This is a genomic window from Pseudomonas sp. NFX98, assembly GCF_047784845.1.
GTDB lineage: Bacteria > Pseudomonadota > Gammaproteobacteria > Pseudomonadales > Pseudomonadaceae > Aquipseudomonas.
The window spans coordinates 257,106-276,663 of the sequence record NZ_JBLNNF010000003.1 but is presented as its reverse complement, the minus strand read 5'-3'; the positions used below and the strand labels follow the sequence as shown (position 1 = coordinate 276,663).

Annotated in this window: 14 protein-coding genes; 5 read left to right on the top strand and 9 right to left on the bottom strand. The window is 59.4% G+C overall.

Going from position 1 to position 19,558, the window contains the following annotated elements:
- Window positions 1-14: 14 nt before the first annotated feature.
- Genes fdhE through fdnG form a run of 4 tightly spaced genes read right to left on the bottom strand, consistent with a single transcriptional unit; the run spans window position 15 to window position 5,605 of the window.
- A complete protein-coding gene (fdhE, locus tag ACM110_RS05575; RefSeq protein WP_416126951.1) occupies window positions 15-941 on the bottom strand; it encodes a formate dehydrogenase accessory protein FdhE in 927 nt (308 codons plus the stop codon).
- Between the two features lie 3 nt (window positions 942-944).
- Window positions 945-1,607 (bottom strand): formate dehydrogenase subunit gamma, encoded by a 663-nt coding sequence (locus ACM110_RS05570; RefSeq protein WP_416126950.1) that lies wholly within the window; start codon window positions 1,605-1,607, stop codon window positions 945-947.
- Window positions 1,604-2,539, bottom strand: a complete 936-nt coding sequence (fdxH, locus tag ACM110_RS05565) for a formate dehydrogenase subunit beta (RefSeq protein ID WP_416126949.1) — start codon at window positions 2,537-2,539, stop codon at window positions 1,604-1,606. The genes ACM110_RS05570 and fdxH overlap by 4 nt, the downstream gene beginning before the upstream one ends.
- Window positions 2,540-5,605 (bottom strand): formate dehydrogenase-N subunit alpha, encoded by a 3,066-nt coding sequence (fdnG, locus tag ACM110_RS05560; protein ID WP_416126948.1) that lies wholly within the window; start codon window positions 5,603-5,605, stop codon window positions 2,540-2,542.
- 287 nt (window positions 5,606-5,892) lie between these two features.
- On the opposite strand from fdnG, the gene ACM110_RS05555 reads away from it, so the two are divergent.
- The 4 genes from ACM110_RS05555 (at window position 5,893) to ACM110_RS05540 (ending at window position 10,181) form a co-directional block, all read left to right on the top strand.
- Window positions 5,893-7,047 carry a MalY/PatB family protein gene (locus ACM110_RS05555; protein WP_416126947.1) on the top strand — a complete coding sequence of 385 codons (1,155 nt, stop codon included), beginning with the start codon at window positions 5,893-5,895 and terminating at the stop codon, window positions 7,045-7,047.
- 201 nt (window positions 7,048-7,248) lie between these two features.
- The gene (locus ACM110_RS05550; RefSeq protein WP_416126946.1) at window positions 7,249-8,106 is read left to right on the top strand and encodes an SDR family oxidoreductase; all 858 of its coding nucleotides are present in this window, start codon (window positions 7,249-7,251) and stop codon (window positions 8,104-8,106) included.
- An 86-nt stretch (window positions 8,107-8,192) separates the two neighbouring features.
- Window positions 8,193-8,804 (top strand): Yip1 family protein, encoded by a 612-nt coding sequence (locus ACM110_RS05545; protein ID WP_416126945.1) that lies wholly within the window; start codon window positions 8,193-8,195, stop codon window positions 8,802-8,804.
- A 12-nt stretch (window positions 8,805-8,816) separates the two neighbouring features.
- A complete protein-coding gene (locus ACM110_RS05540) occupies window positions 8,817-10,181 on the top strand; it encodes a cation:proton antiporter (RefSeq protein WP_416126944.1) in 1,365 nt (454 codons plus the stop codon).
- On the opposite strand, the gene ACM110_RS05535 is transcribed toward ACM110_RS05540, so the two are convergent.
- The 4 genes from ACM110_RS05535 to ACM110_RS05520 form a co-directional block, all read right to left on the bottom strand.
- Entirely contained in the window at window positions 10,159-12,081 is a 1,923-nt protein-coding gene (locus ACM110_RS05535; RefSeq protein WP_416126943.1) for a PAS domain S-box protein, read from the bottom strand. The two genes, ACM110_RS05540 and ACM110_RS05535, sit on opposite strands and share 23 nt — an antisense overlap.
- 95 nt (window positions 12,082-12,176) lie before the next feature.
- Window positions 12,177-13,085 carry a zeta toxin family protein gene (locus ACM110_RS05530; protein ID WP_416126942.1) on the bottom strand — a complete coding sequence of 303 codons (909 nt, stop codon included), beginning with the start codon at window positions 13,083-13,085 and terminating at the stop codon, window positions 12,177-12,179.
- A 125-nt stretch (window positions 13,086-13,210) separates the two neighbouring features.
- Entirely contained in the window at window positions 13,211-15,490 is a 2,280-nt protein-coding gene (locus tag ACM110_RS05525; RefSeq protein WP_416126941.1) for an ATP-dependent DNA helicase, read from the bottom strand.
- A complete protein-coding gene (locus ACM110_RS05520; RefSeq protein WP_416126940.1) occupies window positions 15,487-17,154 on the bottom strand; it encodes a VRR-NUC domain-containing protein in 1,668 nt (555 codons plus the stop codon). The genes ACM110_RS05525 and ACM110_RS05520 overlap by 4 nt, the downstream gene beginning before the upstream one ends.
- A 191-nt stretch (window positions 17,155-17,345) precedes the next feature.
- Between ACM110_RS05520 and ACM110_RS05515 the strand changes: the two genes are divergently transcribed.
- A complete protein-coding gene (locus ACM110_RS05515; protein ID WP_059407112.1) occupies window positions 17,346-17,570 on the top strand; it encodes a YgdI/YgdR family lipoprotein in 225 nt (74 codons plus the stop codon).
- 135 nt (window positions 17,571-17,705) lie between these two features.
- On the opposite strand, the gene ACM110_RS05510 is transcribed toward ACM110_RS05515, so the two are convergent.
- Window positions 17,706-19,553, bottom strand: coding sequence for a polyurethanase (locus tag ACM110_RS05510; RefSeq protein WP_416126939.1), 1,848 nt, complete (start codon window positions 19,551-19,553; stop codon window positions 17,706-17,708).
- Window positions 19,554-19,558 lie beyond the last annotated feature (5 nt).

Sequence of the window (19,558 nt, the reverse complement as noted above, 5' to 3'; positions counted from 1 at the left end):
TGTAGACGCTGTGGTCACTCGTCTCCCGGAGCCAGCAACAGATTCGGTGCCAGACGCTGATAGCCGTCCTGGGCCAGGCGCATGTCGAGCATCAGGCTGCTCAAGTCCGCCGATAGCGCTTCGGCGTGAGCGTCGTTCTCCAGATAGAGCAATTTCAGATAGCTGTTGCAGCTCGGGCACATTTCGGCCCGCAGCGGTGCCTGATTGGCCGCATGGCGATCATCTTCAAGGCTGAGGTATTCCAGGCCTTTGCTCTGCTCGCAGTACACGCATTTGACCCGCACCACATGCCATTCGCAGGCACACAGGGAACAGACCAGATAACGTAACCCGTTGTGCTTGCCGCGATTTCGAATCACCCCGGCCATGGCAGGCGAACCACAACACGGACATTGGCTGAGGCTGTCGCCGGGCTTGAGTTGCAGATTCGGCGTGCTCAGCAGCCAATGGCTCCAGGCTGCCTGCAAGGCTGCACCGAGAAACGGCACCAACGCCGCCGGCACCAGCGAATACTGGCCGCTGACCAGCGCCACGGCCCAGGCACGACGTTGACCCGCACTGGCGCCGCGCAACGTTGCCAATGCTTCGGTGACAGCGGGTTGAGACGGCATCGCATAGCGTTGCAGTAAGGCGTCGAGATAGCGCTGCCAGTCGTCCTCGCGGGTCAGGCTGTCGGCCGCAAACGGTGGCAAGCCGTGTTGCTGGCACAGTTCGATGCGTTGCGAGTCGAGCGGTTCGCTCAGCGGCGGATCGTCCAGGATCTGCTGCTGCACCCGGCACAAGCCTGCGATCAACAGCAGGTAGTCAGCCAGCGGGTGATCCACGGCCAGTTGCTCAAGGCGTTGTGCGCGCAGGGTGAACAGGTTATGCGGCGGCAGGTGCAGAAACGGCGGCGAACTGGCCGCCGCTTCGATTTGTCCGGGTTCGAGAATGGTTGGCAAGGGTCAGCCCTTTTTCGTGATCGGTCGCTTAGGAGTTTCGTCGCGAATCTCATCCTGGCTAACTTGGCGATACCAGAGTTCATGGTGTTTCTTCGCCCAGGCGCGGCTGACCCAGCCATGCATCATCGCGCTGACCGACCCCTTGATCCAGATGCCGGCGTAGATGTGCACGATGATGCTCAGGATCAGTACAAAACCTGCCAGCGCATGCAGCAGCATCGCCCAGCGAATGCTGGTGATGCCGAAATACGCACTGAAATAGGCACGCCAGATCACCAGTCCGCTGAACAGCAACACCAGCATGCACAGCAGTAAAGTCCAGAACAGCAACTTCTGCCCGGCGTTGTACTTGCCCACCGGTGGGACTTCTTCTTCATTGTTGGCCATCACCCGATCAATGCGTTTTAGCCACAGGCGATCATTGGCGATGAAGAAGTTGGCGCGCCAGAAGCTAAACACCAGACCAAGGAAAAACACGAACATCAGCACACCCATGAACGGGTGCAGAATGCGTGTCCACGGCCCGCCGCCGAACAGGTTGGTCAGCCAGAACATTGCCGGATGGAACAGTGCCAGCCCGGACAGACCCGCCATCAAGAACAGAATCGCCACCAGCCAGTGATTGGTACGCTGGTTGCTGGTGTAGCGCAGGATCGTCTTGTTCATGGCCTGCCCTCCCCGCGTGGATCAAAGGTGTGCACCGCCGGATCGACCTGATGCACCGACGTATCCGGTGGATCCGGGTGCTCATCCTCCTCGACCCGATTCGGTCCGATGCGCACATAGTGGAAGAACCCGGCCAGCACCGCCGCGCCCATGGCGAGCAGCGCCAAGGGTTTGCTGATGCCTTTCCATAGACCCACCAACGGGCTGATCACCGGATCGGCCGGCAGACCTGCATAGATTTTCGGCGTGTCGGCGTGATGCAGCACGTACATCACGTGGGTGCCGCCCACACCTTCGGGGTCGTACAGGCCGGCATTGTCGAAGCCGCGGCTCTTGAGGTCGACGATGCGCTCGGCGGCGTGTTCCTTCATGTCCTCCTTGGTGCCGAATACGATGGCGCCGGTCGGACAGGTTTTCACGCAGGCCGGTTCCAGCCCCACCGCCACCCGGTCCGAACACAGCGTGCATTTGTAGGCTTTGTGGTCCTTTTGCGAAATGCGCGGGATGTTGAATGGGCAACCGGTGATGCAGTAACCGCAACCGATGCAATGGTCCTGATCGAAATCGACGATGCCATTGGCGTGCTTGATGATCGCGCCGGGGCTGGGGCATGCCGCCAGGCAGCCGGGTTCGGCGCAATGCATGCAGCCGTCCTTGCGGATCAGCCATTCGAGGTTGCCGGCGTCGGTTTCGTGTTCAGTGAAGCGCATCAGCGTCCAGGTGTCGGCGGTCAGGTCGTGCGGGTTGTCGTAGGTGCCAAGGTTGTGCCCCACTTCGTCGCGCAACTCGTTCCATTCCGAGCAGGCGACCTGGCAGGCCTTGCAGCCAATGCATTTGGTGGTGTCGATCAGCTTGGCGACTTCCTCCACACCGCGCACCGACGGTGCGGCGGTGGTGGTGGCCGAGCGGGCAATGATGTCTTGGCTGGCCATTTAGACTTTCTCCACGTTGACCAGGAATGACTTGGATTCCGGGGTCTGTGTGTTGCCATCGCCGAGGAACGGCACCAGGGTGTTGGTCAGGTAACCGTGGCGCGTCAGCCCGGTAAAACCCCAGTGCAGCGGAATGCCGATCTGGTGCACCACCTGATTGTTGACCTGTAGCGGACGTATCCGCTTGGTCACCACCGCCACTGCTTCAATGAAGCCGCGCTTGCTGCTGACCCGCACCCGATCACCGGCAACAATGCCTTTTTCCTTGGCCAGCACCTCGCCGATTTCGACGAATTGTTCCGGTTGGATGATCGCGTTGAGCTTGCAGTGCTTGCTCCAGAAGTGGAAATGCTCGGTCAGCCGGTAGCTGGTCGCCGCGTACGGGTAATCCTTGGCCACGCCGAGGGTGACCCACACCGAATCGAAAATCCGCGCCGCCGGGTTGCTGGTGGCTTGCTTGTTGTTCGGGTGCAGCGGGTTGATGCCGATGGGCGTTTCGAACGGCTCGTAGTGTTCGGGGAACGGTCCTTCGTTCATCTTGTCGACGGCGAAGAATCGCGCCACGCCTTCGGGGTTCATGATGAACGGGTTCATCCCCGCTTCCGGCGGTACATCAGCCTTGTAGTCCGGCACATCGGTGCCGGCCCAGGCCTTGCCGTTCCACCACACCAGGCGTTTTTTCGGATCCCACGGTTTGCCTTGCAGGTCCGACGATGCACGGTTGTAGAGAATCCGCCGGTTGGCCGGCCAGGCCCAGGCCCAACCCTGATGCTGATGCATGCCGAACGGATCGTTGTTGTCGCGGCGGGCCATCTGGTTGCCCAGTTCGGTCCAGCTGCCACAGAAAATCCAGCAGCCGGACGCCGTACTGCCGTCGTCCTTGAGCTGGCCGAAACCGGCCAGTTGCGCGTTGGCCTTGATCGCCGCGCCCGTGGCGTCGGTGAAGTCAGTGGTGGCAGAACCGTTGATTTCCTTGGCCAGTTCCTCTGGCGAAGGTTCGTCGGGGATTTTGTACGGCCACGACAGTTTGAGCAGCGGATCCGCAAACTTGCCGCCTTTGGCCTGGTAACGCTCACGCAGACGCAGGAACAACTCGCTCATGATCCGCACGTCGGTGCGCGCTTCGCCAGGGCCGTCGGCGCCTTTCCAGTGCCATTGCAGCCAGCGGCTGCTGTTGACCAGCGAACCGTCCTCTTCGGCGAAACAGGTAGTGGGCAGGCGAATCACCTCGGTCTGGATGCCGGCGCTATCCACATCGTTATACGGGCCGACCTTCTGCCAGAACTCCGACGTCTCGGTGGCCAGCGGATCCATCACCACCAGCCATTTCAGCTTGGCCAGCGCCGCCATCACCCGGTTCTTGTCAGGCAGTGCGGCAATCGGGTTGAAGCCCTGACACATGTAGCCGTTGACCTTGCCTTGCCCCATCAAATCGAACACCTTGAGGATGTCGTACTGGGGGATGTCCAGTTTCGGCAAGTAGTCGTAGGCCCAGTTGTTCTCGACCGTGGCGTTGGCGCCATACCAGGATTTCATCAGGCTGACGTGGAACTTGCTGTAGTTCTGCCAGTAGGACAGTTGCCCCGGTCGCAACGGTTTTTGCGTGCGTTTGGTGATGTAGGCGGCGTAATCCTGTTCGGCATCGCCAGGCAGCGTCAGGTAGCCCGGCAATGAGTTGGACAACAGCCCCAGATCTGTCAGCCCCTGGATATTGGAGTGCCCACGCAAGGCGTTCACGCCCCCGCCCGGCATGCCGACGTTACCCAGCAACAGTTGCACCATCGCCGCGCTGCGAATAATCTGCGCGCCGATCGAGTGCTGGGTCCAGCCCAACGCATACAGAATGGTCATGGTCTTGCCCGGTTGCGAGCAAGTGGCGATCTCCTCCCAGATTTTCTGCATGGCATCGACCGGCATACCGCAAATCTGACTCGCCAGTTCGATGTTGTAGCGGCTGTAATGCTGCTTCATCAATTGATAAACGCAGCGCGGGTCTTGCAGGGTCGTGTCGACCTTGGCAAAACCGTCTTCGCCGAGTTCATAGCCCCAGCCGGATTTATCGGTATAGAGACGCTTGGCCGCGTCGTAGCCACTGAAAATGCCGTCCTCAAAGCCATAGCCGGCTTTGACGATGAACGACACGTCGGTGTAGTTGCGCACGTATTCGTGCTGGATCTTGTCTTCGGTCAGCAGGTAGTTGATCAGCCCGCCCATGAAGGCAATGTCGGTGCCGGTACGAATCGGCGCGTAATAGTCGGCCACCGAAGCGGTCCGGGTAAAACGCGGATCGACCACGATCAGCCGCGCCTTGTTGTGCGCCTTGGCTTCGGTCACCCATTTGAAGCCGCACGGGTGCGCTTCTGCTGCGTTGCCGCCCATCACCAGAACCAGATTCGCGTTGGCGATATCGGTCCAGTGGTTGGTCATGGCACCACGGCCGTACGTCGGGGCAAGACTTGCCACCGTCGGGCCGTGTCAGACACGCGCCTGGTTATCAAACCCCAGCATGCCGAGACTGCGAATGACCTTGTGGGTAATGTAGCCCGCTTCGTTGGACGCCGCCGATGCCGCGAGAAAACCGGTGGTCAGCCAGCGGTTTACGGTCTGGCCTTGTTCATTCTTCTCGATGAAGTTGGCGTCGCGGTCGGCCTTCATCAGGTCGGCGACGCGATCAAGCGCTTCATCCCAGGAGATTCGCGTCCATTCCGTGCTGCCGGGCTTGCGCACCTGCGGGTATTGCAGGCGACCGGGGCTGTGAATGAAATCCAGCAGGCCCGCGCCTTTGGGGCAAAGGGTGCCGCGGTTTACCGGGTGGTCGGCGTCGCCTTCGATGTGGATGATGTTTTGCGCGACATTCTTCGCGTCATCGCCCTGGCTGTACATGATCAACCCACAGCCGACCGAGCAATACGGGCAGGTGTTGCGGGTTTCATGGGTGTGGGCAAGCTTGAAGTGGCGCACCTGCTCGGCGAAGGCTGGCGTGGGGGCCATGCCCAACGCGCCCAGGCTCGAGCCCGCAAGGCCGATACCAGCGACCTTGAAGAACTGACGACGGCTGAGGTCCATCGTGCACTCCTGATCAGGTGGAGATCCGGTGCTTTGCCGGATTCTTCTGGACAATCACGGTTGCGGCAGACGGGCTGCCGACATGTGAATTCTAGACAAGGCTGTCGAATTCACCATGACAACCGACCGTCGGCCTTGGCCGCCCCCTGTAGGAGCGAGCCTGCTCGCGATGGCGTCAGCACATCCATAAAAGCCGACTGACACTCCGCTTCGCGAGCAGGCTCGCTCCTACAGGGGATTGGCGATTATCATGGTCGGCATTCCAACCCAGCCTTTTGAGACTGCGCATGACTTTCGATTTTGATCAGGTGTTCGACCGCCATAACACTGGCAGCACCAAATGGAGCCGCTACCCGGCGGACGTGTTGCCGATGTGGGTCGCCGACATGGATTTCGCCGCACCGCCAATGATCATCCAGGCCCTGCAAAAGCGTCTGGAACACCCGATGGTTGGTTACAGCGTTGCCCCGGACAACCTGCGCGAGGCCATCGTTGCCGATCTGTGGAACAAGTTCGCCTGGCGCGTCAAGCCGCAAGAGCTGATTTTCCTGCCGGGGGTCGAGTCGGGCTTCAACATGGCGCTCAAAGCGCTGGTCCAGCCGCAACAGAATGTCGTGGTGCAGGTGCCCAACTATCCGCCGCTGCGCCACGCGCCGGGCCATTGGGGCCTGAACAAGGTCGAGCTGAATTTTGATCCGCAAACCGACGGCACTTACATCACGCCACTGGATACCCTGAGCCAGTCGCTGCAAGGGGGCGGCGCCCTGCTGTTGAGCAACCCGCACAACCCGCTGGGCAAGGCGTTTCCGCGGGCAGAACTGCAAGCCATCGCCGACATCTGCCTGGAACACGACGCCTGGATCATCTCCGACGAGATCCATGCCGAGCTGTGCTTTGACGGTCGCCAGCACATTCCGATGGCGACCCTGAGCCCGCAGATCGCCCAGCGCACCATCACGCTGATGTCTGCCAGCAAGGCCTACAACATCGCCGGGCTGAAAACCTCGTTCATGATCATTCAGGATCGCCACCTGCGCGAGAAGGTCAACCACGCCCGTTGCGGCATGGTCGACAGCGTCAACCCGCTGGGCCTGGAAGCCACCCGCGTCGCCTACAGCGAAGCCGGACCATGGTTGGCCGAGTTGAAGGATTATTTGCAGAGCAACCGCGATTACCTGGTCGACGCCGTGCGCACCCGCTTGCCGGGCATCACCATGAACGTGCCGCAAAGCACTTACCTGGCCTGGCTCGACTGCACGGCGCTGGGGCTGGATAACCCGCAGCAATTATTCCTCGAACAGGCCAAGGTCGGTCTGAGCCCGGGGTTGGACTTTGGTGATGACTGCAAACAGTTCGTGCGCCTGAACTTCGGCTGCCCACGGTCGTTGCTTGAAGAAGGGATTGCGCGGATGGAGCGTAGTTTGCGTAACCTGAAGGCCTGATCCATTTCCCTTGTAGGAGCGAGCCTGCTCGCGATGGCGTAGTGTCAGTCAACATCCGTATTGGCTGAAATACCGCCATCGCGAGCAGGCTCACTCCTACAGGGGATTTGTGTTTTCCCTGCTTCAAAAATCCAACCGAACTCAAGCCAAAACGCCAGGGTCAACCCTTTGACTCCTCAGCCTTGAGAACGGAGATGGATGATGAACGACTACCCAAAACCACCCTTCCCCAAACAACAGCAACCCGTGCCCGGCTCGCAACGCAAGATGGACCCGTATCCCGATTGCGGCGAACAGAGCTACAAGGGCTCGGGTCGCTTGAATGACAAGATCGCCCTGATTACCGGTGCCGACAGCGGAATTGGCCGCGCGGTCGCCATTGCCTTCGCCCGTGAAGGCGCCGATGTAGCGGTTGCCTACCTCGACGAACAGGAAGATGCCGAGGAAACCGCACGCTGGGTCGAACAGGCCGGCCGCCAATGCCTGCTGCTGCCCGGTGACCTGGCGCACAAGGTGCATTGTCGGGCGCTGGTTGAAAAAACCGTCGAACGCTTCGGCCGTATCGATATTCTGGTGAACAACGCCGCGTTCCAGATGACCCACGAAACTCTCGAAGACATCCCGGATGAAGAATGGGTGATGACCTTCGACGTCAACATCACCGCCATTTTCAGGATCTGTCAGGCTGCGCTCAAGCATATGCCTTACGGCAGTTCGATCATCAACACCAGTTCGGTCAACTCGGACTTTCCCAATCCCACCCTGCTCGCCTACGCCACCACCAAAGGCGCAATCGCCAACTTCAGCGCCGGTCTGGCGCAAATGCTCGGGCCGAAGAACATCCGCGTCAACAGCGTCGCGCCGGGGCCGATCTGGACCCCGCTGATCGTCTCGACCATGTCTGAAGACAAAGTGCAGAATTTTGGTGGCAATACACCGATGGGGCGCCCAGGCCAACCGGTGGAAGTCGCTCCGATCTATGTGCTGCTGGCGTCGGATGAAGGCAGCTACATCACTGGCCAGCGTTTTGGCGTGACCGGGGGCAAGCCTATTCTCTGACGTATAAATGGAACCCTGGAGCGTTTGCAGCGCTCCACAGCTTATGGGCCCGGCGCTGGCGGGCCCTTCGATATCTGGAGGTCGCCATGTCCGCACCTATCGTCAAGTTGTTCACTCAACCGAACTACGCGTGGACGGATATCCGCAAGGAAGAGGAAGCCCATCCGCGCCACTACCTCGCCCATTTGATCCTGCTCGCCCTGATTCCGCCGGTATGCCTGTTCATCGGCACCACCTACGTCGGCTGGAGCCTGGCGGAAAACGAAACCGTCCGGCTCAGCGCCCGAAGCGCCCTGCACCTGTGTGCCTTGCTGTACGTGAGCATCCTCGTCGGCGTGGCTGTGATGGGACTGTTCATCCGCTGGATGTCGCGCACGTTCGACTCCCGGCCGACGGTCAATCAGTGCATCGGTTTTGCCGCCTATACCGTGACACCGTTTTTTCTGGCCGGTATCGCCGGTCTGTACCCGAGTCGCTGGCTGGCAATAGTCGTGTTGGCGGCAGCCTCGGCCTACTCGACGTTCCTGCTGTTCGTGGGGTTGCCGACATTCATGCACGAACGCAAGGAACAAGGCCTGCTCAATTCCGCCTGCGTCTGGGGCGTCGGGTTGCTGGTGCTGGTCACCATTCTGGTGGAAATGATCCTGGTCTGGTTCAACGTGCTGACGCCTGAATACATTCGCGCCACCGTCGGTTGACGACCCGAAGCCATGAGCTTCATTGCCTGGGTCGCGGTGCTGGGAGCCGTGCTGCTGACACTGGCACTGACCTCGTCGTACCTGCGCTGGATGCCGGTAACCACCTCGGCCGTGTGTCTGGCGCTGGGAGTGGCCATCGGCCCGGCCGGTCTGGGGTGGCTCAGGCTGGACATCAAGGATGCTGCGTCGTGGATGGAGCACCTGACGGAAGTCGCGGTGCTGTTTTCGTTGTTCGTTTGCGGGCTCAAGTTGCGGTTACCACTCAAGGACCGCAAGTGGCGAGTGGCCTACGGGCTCGCCGGGCCGGTGATGCTCCTGACCATCGTCGGTGTCAGCCTGTTGCTGCATTTTGTCTTCGAACTGGCATGGGGGCCATCGTTGCTGATCGGGGCGATTCTGGCGCCCACCGATCCGGTGCTGGCATCGCTGGTGCAAGTCAACGATGCCAAGGATGACGATCCGGTCCGTTTCGGCCTCTCGGGCGAGGCCGGGCTCAACGACGGCATCGCCTTCCCGTTTGTCATTCTCGGTTTGTTGTTTCTGCAACAGAGTCCCGATTCTTCCCTCGCCTGGCTCGATGACTGGGCGCTCAAACGCCTGTTGTGGGCAGTGCCCGCCGGTTTGCTCATCGGCTACTGCATGGGTCGCGGTATCGGCCGCCTGACCCTGTCGATGCGCATCCGCAACGCCGACAGCACCCTTTCCCCCAACGACTACTTGACGTTCGCCCTGATTGCGCTGGCGTATGTCGCCGCCGAATCCGTTCATGGCTATGGCTTTCTGTCGGTGTTCGCTGCCGGTCTGGGCTTGCGCCGGGCGGAGGTCAAAACAACGGGAGATTCGCACACCCCCGCCGAGGACCTGGTGCAGCCAGTGGTCGGTCACCAGAACGTCGAACCCGGTGCCGCCGTACATGGCGATGTGGAAAACCTGGAGGACACCCAGGTTGCTGCCGGAATAATGATGGGCGACATGCTGTCCTTCGGCAGTCTGGTGGAACGGGCCATGGAGGTGTTTCTGGTAACCCTGCTCGGGGTGGTGCTGGTTGGCCACTGGGATTGGCGTGCGCTTGCCATTTCCCTGGTGCTGTTCTGCGTAATTCGCCCCTTGAGTGTTGCCCTCGTGCCATGGGGGAGTTTGCTGACTGGCCCGCAACGACTGCTGATCGGCTGGTTCGGGATTCGCGGCATCGGTAGCTTTTACTACCTGTTCTACGCCTTGAACCACGACCTCCCCGTAGCGGTGGCCAGCGTTTGCACCGACCTTACGCTGTCGGTGGTGGCATTGAGTATCCTGCTACACGGCATCAGTACCCAACCGATGCTGGCGCGTTATGAACGACACAGCCGTCAGCTCACTTCATCGCCAAGGCAATGATTTCCACCAGATTGACTTGCGTAAACGGCTTGGGCAGGCGCGGTAGCCTGGCGGCAAAGCCTTCCAGGCTTTCGGCGTAACCGGTCGCCAGGACGATCGGCATCGCTGGCTTCAAGATTCGAATAGCCTGTGCCAGTTGCGCGCCATTCATTTGTGGCATGGCCATATCCGTGATGACCAGATCGAAATGTTGTTCGCTTTCGATCAACCGTAACGCCTGTGCGCCGGACTCGGCGATGCTGACACGATGCCCGAGGTCTTCCAACAGAAGACAAGTACTGGTCAACACCAGATTGTCATCATCGACCACCAGCACATTCAATCGCGGAACCTGTGGTACATCCGGTTCTTTGACTACAGATTCGGCCACCGATCCCGCCCGGGCCACGGGCAACCAGAGTTCGGCGGTGGTGCCTTCGTCTTTCTGGCTCTTGAGGATGAAACGCCCACCCATCTGTTCGATAAAACCATGCACCATCGACAGCCCAAGGCCCGTGCCTTTGCCGACGCCTTTGGTGGTAAAAAACGGATCCATCGCCGATGCCAGCGTGATCGTGTCCATGCCCTCCCCGGTATCGGTCACGCTCAGACAGACATAACGTCCCGGTGCCAGGGATGGCTGTGGCTGTTCAAGAACGACTTCGGTGCGAGTGCCGATAACGATCTTTCCGCCATTGGGCATCGCATCGCGGGCGTTGGTTGCCAGGTTGAGTACCGCCAGTTCCAGCTGATTGACGTCGGCCAGGACGGGTTCGGGCTCAGGTGAAAAGCAGGTTTCGATTTTCACCGTAGGCCCAAGGGAGCTGCGCAGCAGTCCGGTGATGCCTTGCACCAGAGCCGGAATTTCGACGGCTTCGGCCTTGAGCTCCTGACGACGGGCAAACGCCAGCATGCGCTGGGTCAGGGAAACACCGCGCAAGGCGCCTTGGGTGGCGTTTTCCAGTAAGCGGGCGATTCTCGGATCGTCCGGCATGCGCTTGCGGACAATTTCCAGGTTGCCGAGGATCACGGTCAGCAGATTGTTGAAGTCGTGGGCGATCCCGCCGCTGAGCTGGCCGATGGCCTGCATTTTCTGCGCCTGGAACAGTGCTTCGCGAGTTTGTTCAAGCGCCAGCTGCGCTTGAGTCGCTTCGGTGATATCGCGGGTGATCTTGGCGAAGCCGAGCAATGTACCGGTCTCGCCCCAGATCGGGTCCACCACGACATGGGCAAAAAAACGCGTGCCGTCCTTGCGCTGACGCCAGCCTTTGTTCTCGAAGCGCCCGTCACGCACCGCAATCTCCAGAGTGCGCTGCGGCTCGTCGGCGGCACGATCCTCCGCGGTATAGAACATGGAAAAATGCTGGCCGATGACTTCTTCAGGCCTGTAGCCCTTGATGCGCTGCGCCCCGGGATTCCAGTTGGTCACGCATCCATCCGGAGCGAGCATGTAGATGGCGTAATCCGTGACGCTTTGCACCAACAGGCGAAATTGCTGTTCGCTTAGCTTGAGGGTTTCTTCGGCCATCTTGCGATCGGTCAGGTCGCGGGTGATCTTGGCAAAACCGAGCAAAGTGCCCGACGCGTCGCGTATCGGATCGATCACCACGTGACACCAGAAGCGCGTGCCGTCCTTGCGCACCCGCCAGCCCTCGCCTTCGAAACGTCCTTCGTGAAGCGCCGTGCCCAGCGCCCTTTGGGGCAAACCGGCACGGCGATCCTCTTCGGTGTAGAACTGCGAGAAATGATGACCAAGAATTTCGGCCTCTTCATATCCCTTGAAGCGCCTGGCGCCAGCGTTCCAGCTATTGATGATGCCATTGGGATCAATCATGTAGATCGCATAGTCGACCACCGCATCAATCAGCAGGCGAAAGCGCGTTTCATCATTCACGTCCGGCCTGATTCGATCCACGCTCATTGGGTTCTCGCGTCATATTTGATTTCTGGAGTATGCGACAAACTGCCGATTTGGAAAGCCTGTACCTCGGCAGTTTGCTGATCAAATCGAGCCTGTTAACGATATACGTGTTTGACGATGTAGGCGTACAGGTCGTTGTAGACAAAGTCGGGAACCTGTTTGCCATAAGTCCCTGCTTTCAGCAGCGCCAGATGGCACTCCTTCACCATTTCGTCACGCTCCGCCATCGCGTAGATGTGGTTGTTGATGATGGCGCTGTAGGCACTGTACGAATACGGCTCCCCGGTAGAGGTTATGGTGAGTTCGCCATTTTCGGCCTTGGTGTAGGTGCTGTGACCTCGCAAAGTTCGTTCTTTCAACGCCCCCAGGCCGCGCTCGTATAAATAGAGCTGCGAGCCGCTGATAGCCTTGGCAAGCGTTTCGAACGCAAGAATGATCGCCTGGGCGTTGCTCATGCTCGCTTCCAGCGCCGAGTGGCTGACAAACCGTTCCAGCTCTTTTTGCTCCAGGCTTTTCAACGCCCTTTTGATGCTCGACAGGTGAGCGAACGCTTGATTGCAGCCTACGATATGAGCTTCCAGTTGATAGCCGGCGGGTTTGGCGTAAGTCCCGATTCCGGCAAAGTCGATGCTGTCGAACGCACACTCCATGATGATGTTGTATTTGCGTGTGAACACCTCGGTGAAGATTTTTGCGCCGAGCTCCCGGACAAAGTCCTCGGTGTGGGCATAAGCGTGCAGTACACCGAGTTTGATCATGTCGGCATATTGCGGGTGTTTTTCTCGATATTCGGGCAAATACAGGCGAACATAATTGGCGTAGCGCCCAGAGGGCAGCAGGCTTTTTTCCAGCAGGTAGGTTTTGCCTGAACCTTGCAATCCTGCGGTGATCAGCAATTTGGGCACGGCGTCGGCAGTTTTATCAGTGAAAAGCTTGGCCGTGATGTCATCAAACGCTTTGGTCACGTCGGCTTCGGTGTAGGAGTAATTCGGGGCTTGCGGCATGTCTTGATGTCCTTATCAAAGAGTTGGGAAGTGGTATCCAGCCCTTTCAATAAAGAGTGCTTTCGCCGATTGTTCAAATGAGCGTTTGCATCAAGTTATGTCACTGTTTTTAAAGGTAAATAATCCTACGGCGCTGAGGGAGAAAACGTCGGCTCGACCGACCACCAGCGCGGCAGCAATTGCCTGACTTTGCTCTCGCCAAAGCGGTCATCGATCAACATCACCACCCCTTGGTCATGCTGTGTACGGATCACCCGTCCTGCGGCCTGCACCACTTTCTGTACGCCGGGAAACAGGTAGGTGTAGTCGTAGCCGGCACCGAAAATCGCGGCCATTCGCTGTTTCAGCTGCTCGTTGACCGGGTTGAGTTGTGCCAGCCCGAGGGTAGCGATGAACGCACCAATCAATCGTGCGCCGGGCAAGTCGATGCCTTCGCCAAACGCCCCGCCCAGTACCGCGAAGCCGACGCCCTCGCCGCTTTCGGTGAATTGATCGAGAAACTGCTGGCGTTGCTCTTCTCCCATGCCCCGGGATTGCGACCACAGTTTGATTTGCGGATGCCGTTCGGCCAGTGCCTGAGCCACTTGCTGCAAGTAATCGAAGCTGCTGAAAAACGCCAGATAGTTGCCTGGCCGTTGGGCGAACTGGTTGGCGATCAGCTCTACGATCGGAGCTACGGAGGCCTGGCGATGGACGAAACGGGTAGAAATCCGGTCGACGATGTGCACTTGCAACTGGTCGGCGGCAAACGGCGATTCGACGTCGATGCACACGGTGTTTGTCGGCGTCCCCAACAGATCGGCGTAATAGTGGCGCGGGCTGAGCGTTGCAGAAAACAGCACGGTGCTGCGCGCTGCCGTCAGGCGCGGCCCGATGAAGGCGGCGGGCACCACGTTGCGCAGGCACAGTTGCGAGAGACTTTGTTTGCGCTCCAGGTCACGCTTGCTGATATCGAACAGGAAATTTTCGTCGAACAGCTCGGCCACCCGACTGAACTGCAACATGTCGAAGTAAAAGCCCTGCAGTGCGCTGTCCAGTCCTTGCGGGTGGTCGTTCAGGTAGTCGCCGATACTGGCGCTGCACGATGACAACGCCTGGAGCAGTTTATCCGGGGCCTTGTCATAAGCCTGATAGGTGGCCGGTTGCTGATTATGCAGGGTGTTCCATTCGCGATTGACCCTTTGCAGGGGCTTTTTCAGCGCTTCGGGGGCGGTTTTTCGTACAGCATTGAGGGTCGCTTGATCGAGGCTGGCGCTGTACATCTGACGACCGCGCTCCACCAGGTTGTGGGCTTCGTCCACCAGCACAGCGACTCTCCAATTGTTGGCTTGGGCCAGTCCGAACAGCAATGCGCTGAAGTCGAAGTAATAGTTGTAATCGGCAACCACCACGTCGGCCCAACGGGCCATCTCCTGGCTCAGGTAATACGGGCACACCTTGTGGTCGAGCGCGATTTGTCGCAACGCATTTTGGTTGAGCAGATTCAGTTCAGCCGCCGCCTGGCGCGCTGCCGGCAAGCGATCATAGAAGCCCTGGGCCAACGGGCAGGATTCGCCGTGGCAGGCTTTGTCCGGATGCTCGCAAGCCTTGTCCCGGGCGATCATTTCCAGAACGCGCAAGGGCGGTGCATCGGCGCTATCAAGGATCACCTGCGCGGCATCCAGTGCCAGTTTTCGCCCCGGGGTCTTTGCCGTGAGGAAGAACACCTTGTCCAGTTGCTGTGGCGCCAGGGCCTTGAGCATAGGAAACAGGGTGCCAACGGTCTTGCCGATCCCGGTCGGCGCCTGGGCCATCAGGCACCGACCGGTACTGACAGACTTGAACACCGATTCGGCCAGATGACGCTGCCCTGGCCGAAAACCGGCGTGGGGAAACGCCAATTGTTGCGCCGCCCGGTTGCGCCCTTCGCGATGAGCCATTTCCTGCTCGGCCCAGCGCAGGAACCGTGCGCAATGCTGCTCGAAGAACAGTTGCAGTTGCGGGGCACTGAAGGACTCGACCAGGCAGGTTTCCTTTTCGCTGACGATGTCGAAATACACCAGCGCCAAATTGATCTGCTCAAGATCCAGTTTGCGGCACATCAACCAACCGTAGATTTTCGCTTGGGCCCAGTGCAATTGTCGGTGGTTGGCCGGTTGCTTGCTCAAGTCGCCCCGGTAGGTCTTGACCTCTTCCAGGCAGTTTTGCGCGGGATCGTAGCCGTCCGCCCTGCCCTTGACGGTCAGGCTTTGGTAATGGCCTTCGAGGGCCACTTCACTCTGGTAGCCTTCGCTGCGCCGCGAGGCGACCGTACGATGGCCGACAATGCCTTCCAGGGCAGTCGGTGACGGGGTGAAACGCAGGTCGAGGTCGCCGACCTTGGCGGTGAACTCACACAGTGCCCGCACGGCGATGTTGTAGCTCAAGCGTCCTGCTCCGCCCACTGCACGTAGCACACGGCAATCGGCATGCGATGCTCATGGCAGAACTCCAGCCAGCGCAACTGGTTATCCTGAAGCCGATCCCCCGGCCCTTTGACTTCGATCATGCGGTAGGTCTTTTGCTCCGGCCAGAACTGGATCAGGTCTGGCATGCCGGCACGATTCGCCTGAATATCCAGCAACAAGCGATTGAACCAGTGTTTGAGGTGCTCGGCCGGCAAGCAGTCGAGGGCCTGTTCCAGCAGTTCCTCGCTGAGTACGCCCCAGAATACAAAGGGTGACTGCACGCCCCATTTCTCGGCATAGCGCTGGCGAATGGTCTGCCGATAACGCCCGTCGTCGAGTTGCCCGAGGCAGGTCTGGAACAGGTCAGCCCGGCGCACATGGAAATCTTCATTGAGCAGGTCGACCGGACCGCGCTGGAACGGGTGGAAAAACGCCCCCGGCAGCGGCGCGAAAATCGCCGGCCAGCACAGCAGGCCGAACAGCGAATTGATCAGGCTGTTTTCGACGTAATGCACCGGTGCCGACTCTTCCGACAAGTGTTCCTGAACGTAATACTCCACCGACATCACCGGATCGGTCCTGGGCAGTTGCAGGTCCAGGCGCAGCATTTCCCTAGGAGCCGCACGTTTCATCGCCGGCCCGCCCAGCTTGCGGCGCAACCGGGGCAACATGCGGAGCAATTGCTGTTGTTCAGCGGCACTTTGCGGTGATTGTTGCGCCTCAGTGGCCAGATCCAGTGCCAATTCGTATTCCCCGCAACGCTCCAGCACGCGGATCATTCGCGCGCGTGCGCCGGGATAGGCGCACTGGCGGTACAACGTCAGCGCTGTGGAGAAATCCGCAATGCGTTCGCAATGCTGGGCCATCTGGAACAGCAGTTTGTCGCGACGTCTTTGCAGCCAGGGGTTGATCAGCGTCAGACCGTGGATCCGTTCGACAATGTCAGCCACCGCTTCACCGGCCTCGAAGTGCTGCTGACATTCATGGAGGAACATGCAGGCGTCAACGTCCTCACGGCTGCGCAACCCCCGGGAATCAGCGCAGAACTCGACTTTTTCGTAGGAGTAGATACCAAGGTCGGCCAACACGAATTCGGACCAGTCCTGGTAAAGATTGCCGAAAAACATCAAGCGCAAGCGGTCGCACAGGCCCATGATGGTCAAACTGAACAGGCGATCTGCCAGCGAGGGACACCAGTCACCGAAGCTACGCGTCTCGGGAAACAGCTCGCACACCGTTGGCAGCCAATCAGCCTTCTTGCCTTTGGGCTGGTCGATGGCGCTGCCCAGGCACTGAATGATTTCGGCCTTGAGCAAAACGTCGAACAGGGTTTCGACCGACAACGGCAGTTGTTCATCGACCCACCCCAGCGCCACGAGTGGCTCGGCAGCGTTGGCGATGTCACCGATTTCCGTGTAATGCAATTTGCTGGCCCTGAAATGAATCCCCTTGCGCATGACCATCCTGACCAGCAACGCCCGTGACTCGCGCGGCAAGCTATTGAAATCGGCAATGAACCGTTGCTCCTCGACGCTGAGTACATCGGCATAGCGATGCTCAAGCCAATCAAGCACTTGCATGAAGTTATTCAGGTAATAGAACGGATCGTCGAGCGGGTTTGCAGTCACAGGAAAATGGGCCATGGCGAGCAAGTACTGGTTATGCGTACAGATACCAGCAAGCCCTGCCCGGCGCAATCGGAAAAGGATAGGCGGAAGCGCTGCCAGTAAATTTTTCGGCGCGTAGAACTTTCTGCCGATCCGTGGCACCAACCGCGTTAGAGGCGCTGTCGCGCTCGACAGTCGTGGCGTTTTTTGAAGGATGAGAGGTGGTTATGAACATCAAGACATTGGGTTTGCCTTTGGCGGTAGCGGCCTTTCTGGCCCTGGCCGGTTGCTCGACGCCCACGGTGGTGACCCTGCAGAACGGCACCCAGTATTTGACCAAGGACATGCCGAAAACCAAGACCAAGGATGGCTTCTTCGAGTTCGAGGACATTTCCGGGGCGAAGGTGAAGGTCAAGGCTGATGAAGTGAGCACGATTCGGCAGGAAGACTGAGGACCGCGTAGACGTTCATCGCGAGCGGGCTCGCTCCCACAATGGATGTATGCCACCTCAAAATTTGCGGTGAGCTCGGTCAAATGTGGGAGCGAGCCTGCTCGCGATGAGGCCCTCACGGGCGCCCCATCACCCTCAGGCAATAACGACCCCAGACAACTCGTCCAGTCCCACCCCAACCAACGTCACCGAATCATTGCCAAACGTCAGCACCGTATCCTGCCCCACCGCCGTGGCATGGGCCCGGAAATCATCGTTCGGCGTCACGCCCTGCACCCCGAGAAATACCAGTTTGTCGTTCGACTGATAACCCAGCACCCGGTCGTGGCCAAACGCGCCGTTGAACAGGAACGTATCGATCCCGCCCCCGGATTCCAGCAGATCGTTGCCTGCCCCGCCGACAAACACGTCGTTGCCTTTGCCACCGATCAAATGATCATTGCCGTCGAGGCTGAACAACCAGTCGCCGGTAGCCTGCGCCTTCAGCGTGTCGTTTCCTGTGCTGCCCTTGACCGACGACTCGTACTGCGTCAGTTGATTGCCGGACGCAAGACCGTTGGCGGTGACGCTGTGGGTCACGTCATCCTTGAACAGTCCCCATAAAAAGCCCGGTTCCTGGGTGACGATGCTGCCGATGTCGCGGGTGATGCTGAAACCGCCATTTGCATCGCGGATGTACAAGTTGCCGGCGCCGTCGTTGGCAAAGTCGAAATTCTTCACCGACTGCTGCAAGTCGAGCACGTTGTAGCCCTTGCCTCCCAGCAGGATGTTGTAGCCACCCCCGTCGCGAAAGGTGTCGTTACCGTCGCGCCCTTCCAGATAGTCGTTGCCCTTGCCGCCATGGATCAGGTCGTTGCCATCGCTGCCGATGATGAAAGTACTGCCCTTGTGGGTGTCGGCATTGCGGTTCAGGTCCTGAACCCAGGTATTGGCCCGTGCCGGGTCCGAGAGGTTGGCGACGATAATGGTCGAGTCTTTGCTGGTGAGATCGTAGAACCTCGATTCAAGCACGCGGGTCATGCCGTCGCCGTACCCGGTGGGCAAGTGGGAAATCCAGGTCGGGATGTTGAGGATGGAAAACGGCAGCAGATTCCACGCGGTCGACGCGTAGTGGTCGTTGAAACTGACGATGTTATTGGTGGCCGAGGCTTGATCGGCATCATGCACGCCGACCGATGACAAGTTGAACGCCGAGCCGTCGAGCGCGCGGAATACCGGGTCGTTTTCATAGCCGACGTTCAGCACCTTGTCGCTGCTGCTCTGCGTCGGCGAGGCGTAGGCAATGTAGTTGGAATCCTCGAAGAAGCCACCCCACTTGTCACCGCTCAAATCCGCCAGGCTGTTGACCGCCAATCCGCCGAGGCTATGGCCGCTGATCAGCACATTTTTGCCGGATAAACCATTGGCCTGGGCAAACGCGGCGACGTCAGCAAGCAAGTTGCCGAACGCTTCGCCCACATAGTTTTTCGCGTAATCCTTAGGGCCCAGCGCCGCCAGCAGATCATTGATCACATCGCCGATGGAGTCACCGATCAGATCCTCCCGAGGACCGCTGGTGCCACGAAAGGCAATGCCGATTTCCGTGAGCTGCCCTTGGGCGTCGTATTTGCCGAGGATTTCCACTTGGGCGCTGGTGTAGCCGGCCTTTTCGCCGAAGAAGGTTCCCCGGGCGTCGACTTTGCCGTCATAGCCCAGTTGCGTGGCGGTGATGGGTGTCCAGCCGGCTTTCTGCACGGCGTCCAGTGCGGCTTTTTCCGAATCAGGGTTCCAGGGAATACCGGGAATCACCCCTTGGGAATCGCTGCCGCCAATCAACGCTGTCACCACGGTTGCCGGCAGGCCGGGGCCGAAGCCGTTGTGCTGGTAACCGGTGGCGAAGCCGTTATCGAGGTTGTGATAGGAATACAGCGTGATTGCCATTGCGTCGGTAAACAACGCTTTGGCGTCCGTCGTGCCAAGGTTTTTGTAGTCGTACACACCCATGGGTA

Coding starts and splice junctions, on each gene's coding strand:
- ACM110_RS05510 (WP_416126939.1), bottom strand. CDS start 19,553: ATGGGTGTGTACGACTACAAAAACCTTGGCACGACGGACGCCAAAGCG.
- ACM110_RS05535 (WP_416126943.1), bottom strand. CDS start 12,081: ATGAGCGTGGATCGAATCAGGCCGGACGTGAATGATGAAACGCGCTTT.
- fdxH (WP_416126949.1), bottom strand. CDS start 2,539: ATGGCCAGCCAAGACATCATTGCCCGCTCGGCCACCACCACCGCCGCA.
- ACM110_RS05570 (WP_416126950.1), bottom strand. CDS start 1,607: ATGAACAAGACGATCCTGCGCTACACCAGCAACCAGCGTACCAATCAC.
- ACM110_RS05545 (WP_416126945.1), top strand. CDS start 8,193: ATGTCCGCACCTATCGTCAAGTTGTTCACTCAACCGAACTACGCGTGG.
- ACM110_RS05540 (WP_416126944.1), top strand. CDS start 8,817: ATGAGCTTCATTGCCTGGGTCGCGGTGCTGGGAGCCGTGCTGCTGACA.
- ACM110_RS05555 (WP_416126947.1), top strand. CDS start 5,893: ATGACTTTCGATTTTGATCAGGTGTTCGACCGCCATAACACTGGCAGC.
- ACM110_RS05530 (WP_416126942.1), bottom strand. CDS start 13,085: ATGCCGCAAGCCCCGAATTACTCCTACACCGAAGCCGACGTGACCAAA.
- ACM110_RS05520 (WP_416126940.1), bottom strand. CDS start 17,154: ATGGCCCATTTTCCTGTGACTGCAAACCCGCTCGACGATCCGTTCTAT.
- ACM110_RS05515 (WP_059407112.1), top strand. CDS start 17,346: ATGAACATCAAGACATTGGGTTTGCCTTTGGCGGTAGCGGCCTTTCTG.
- ACM110_RS05550 (WP_416126946.1), top strand. CDS start 7,249: ATGAACGACTACCCAAAACCACCCTTCCCCAAACAACAGCAACCCGTG.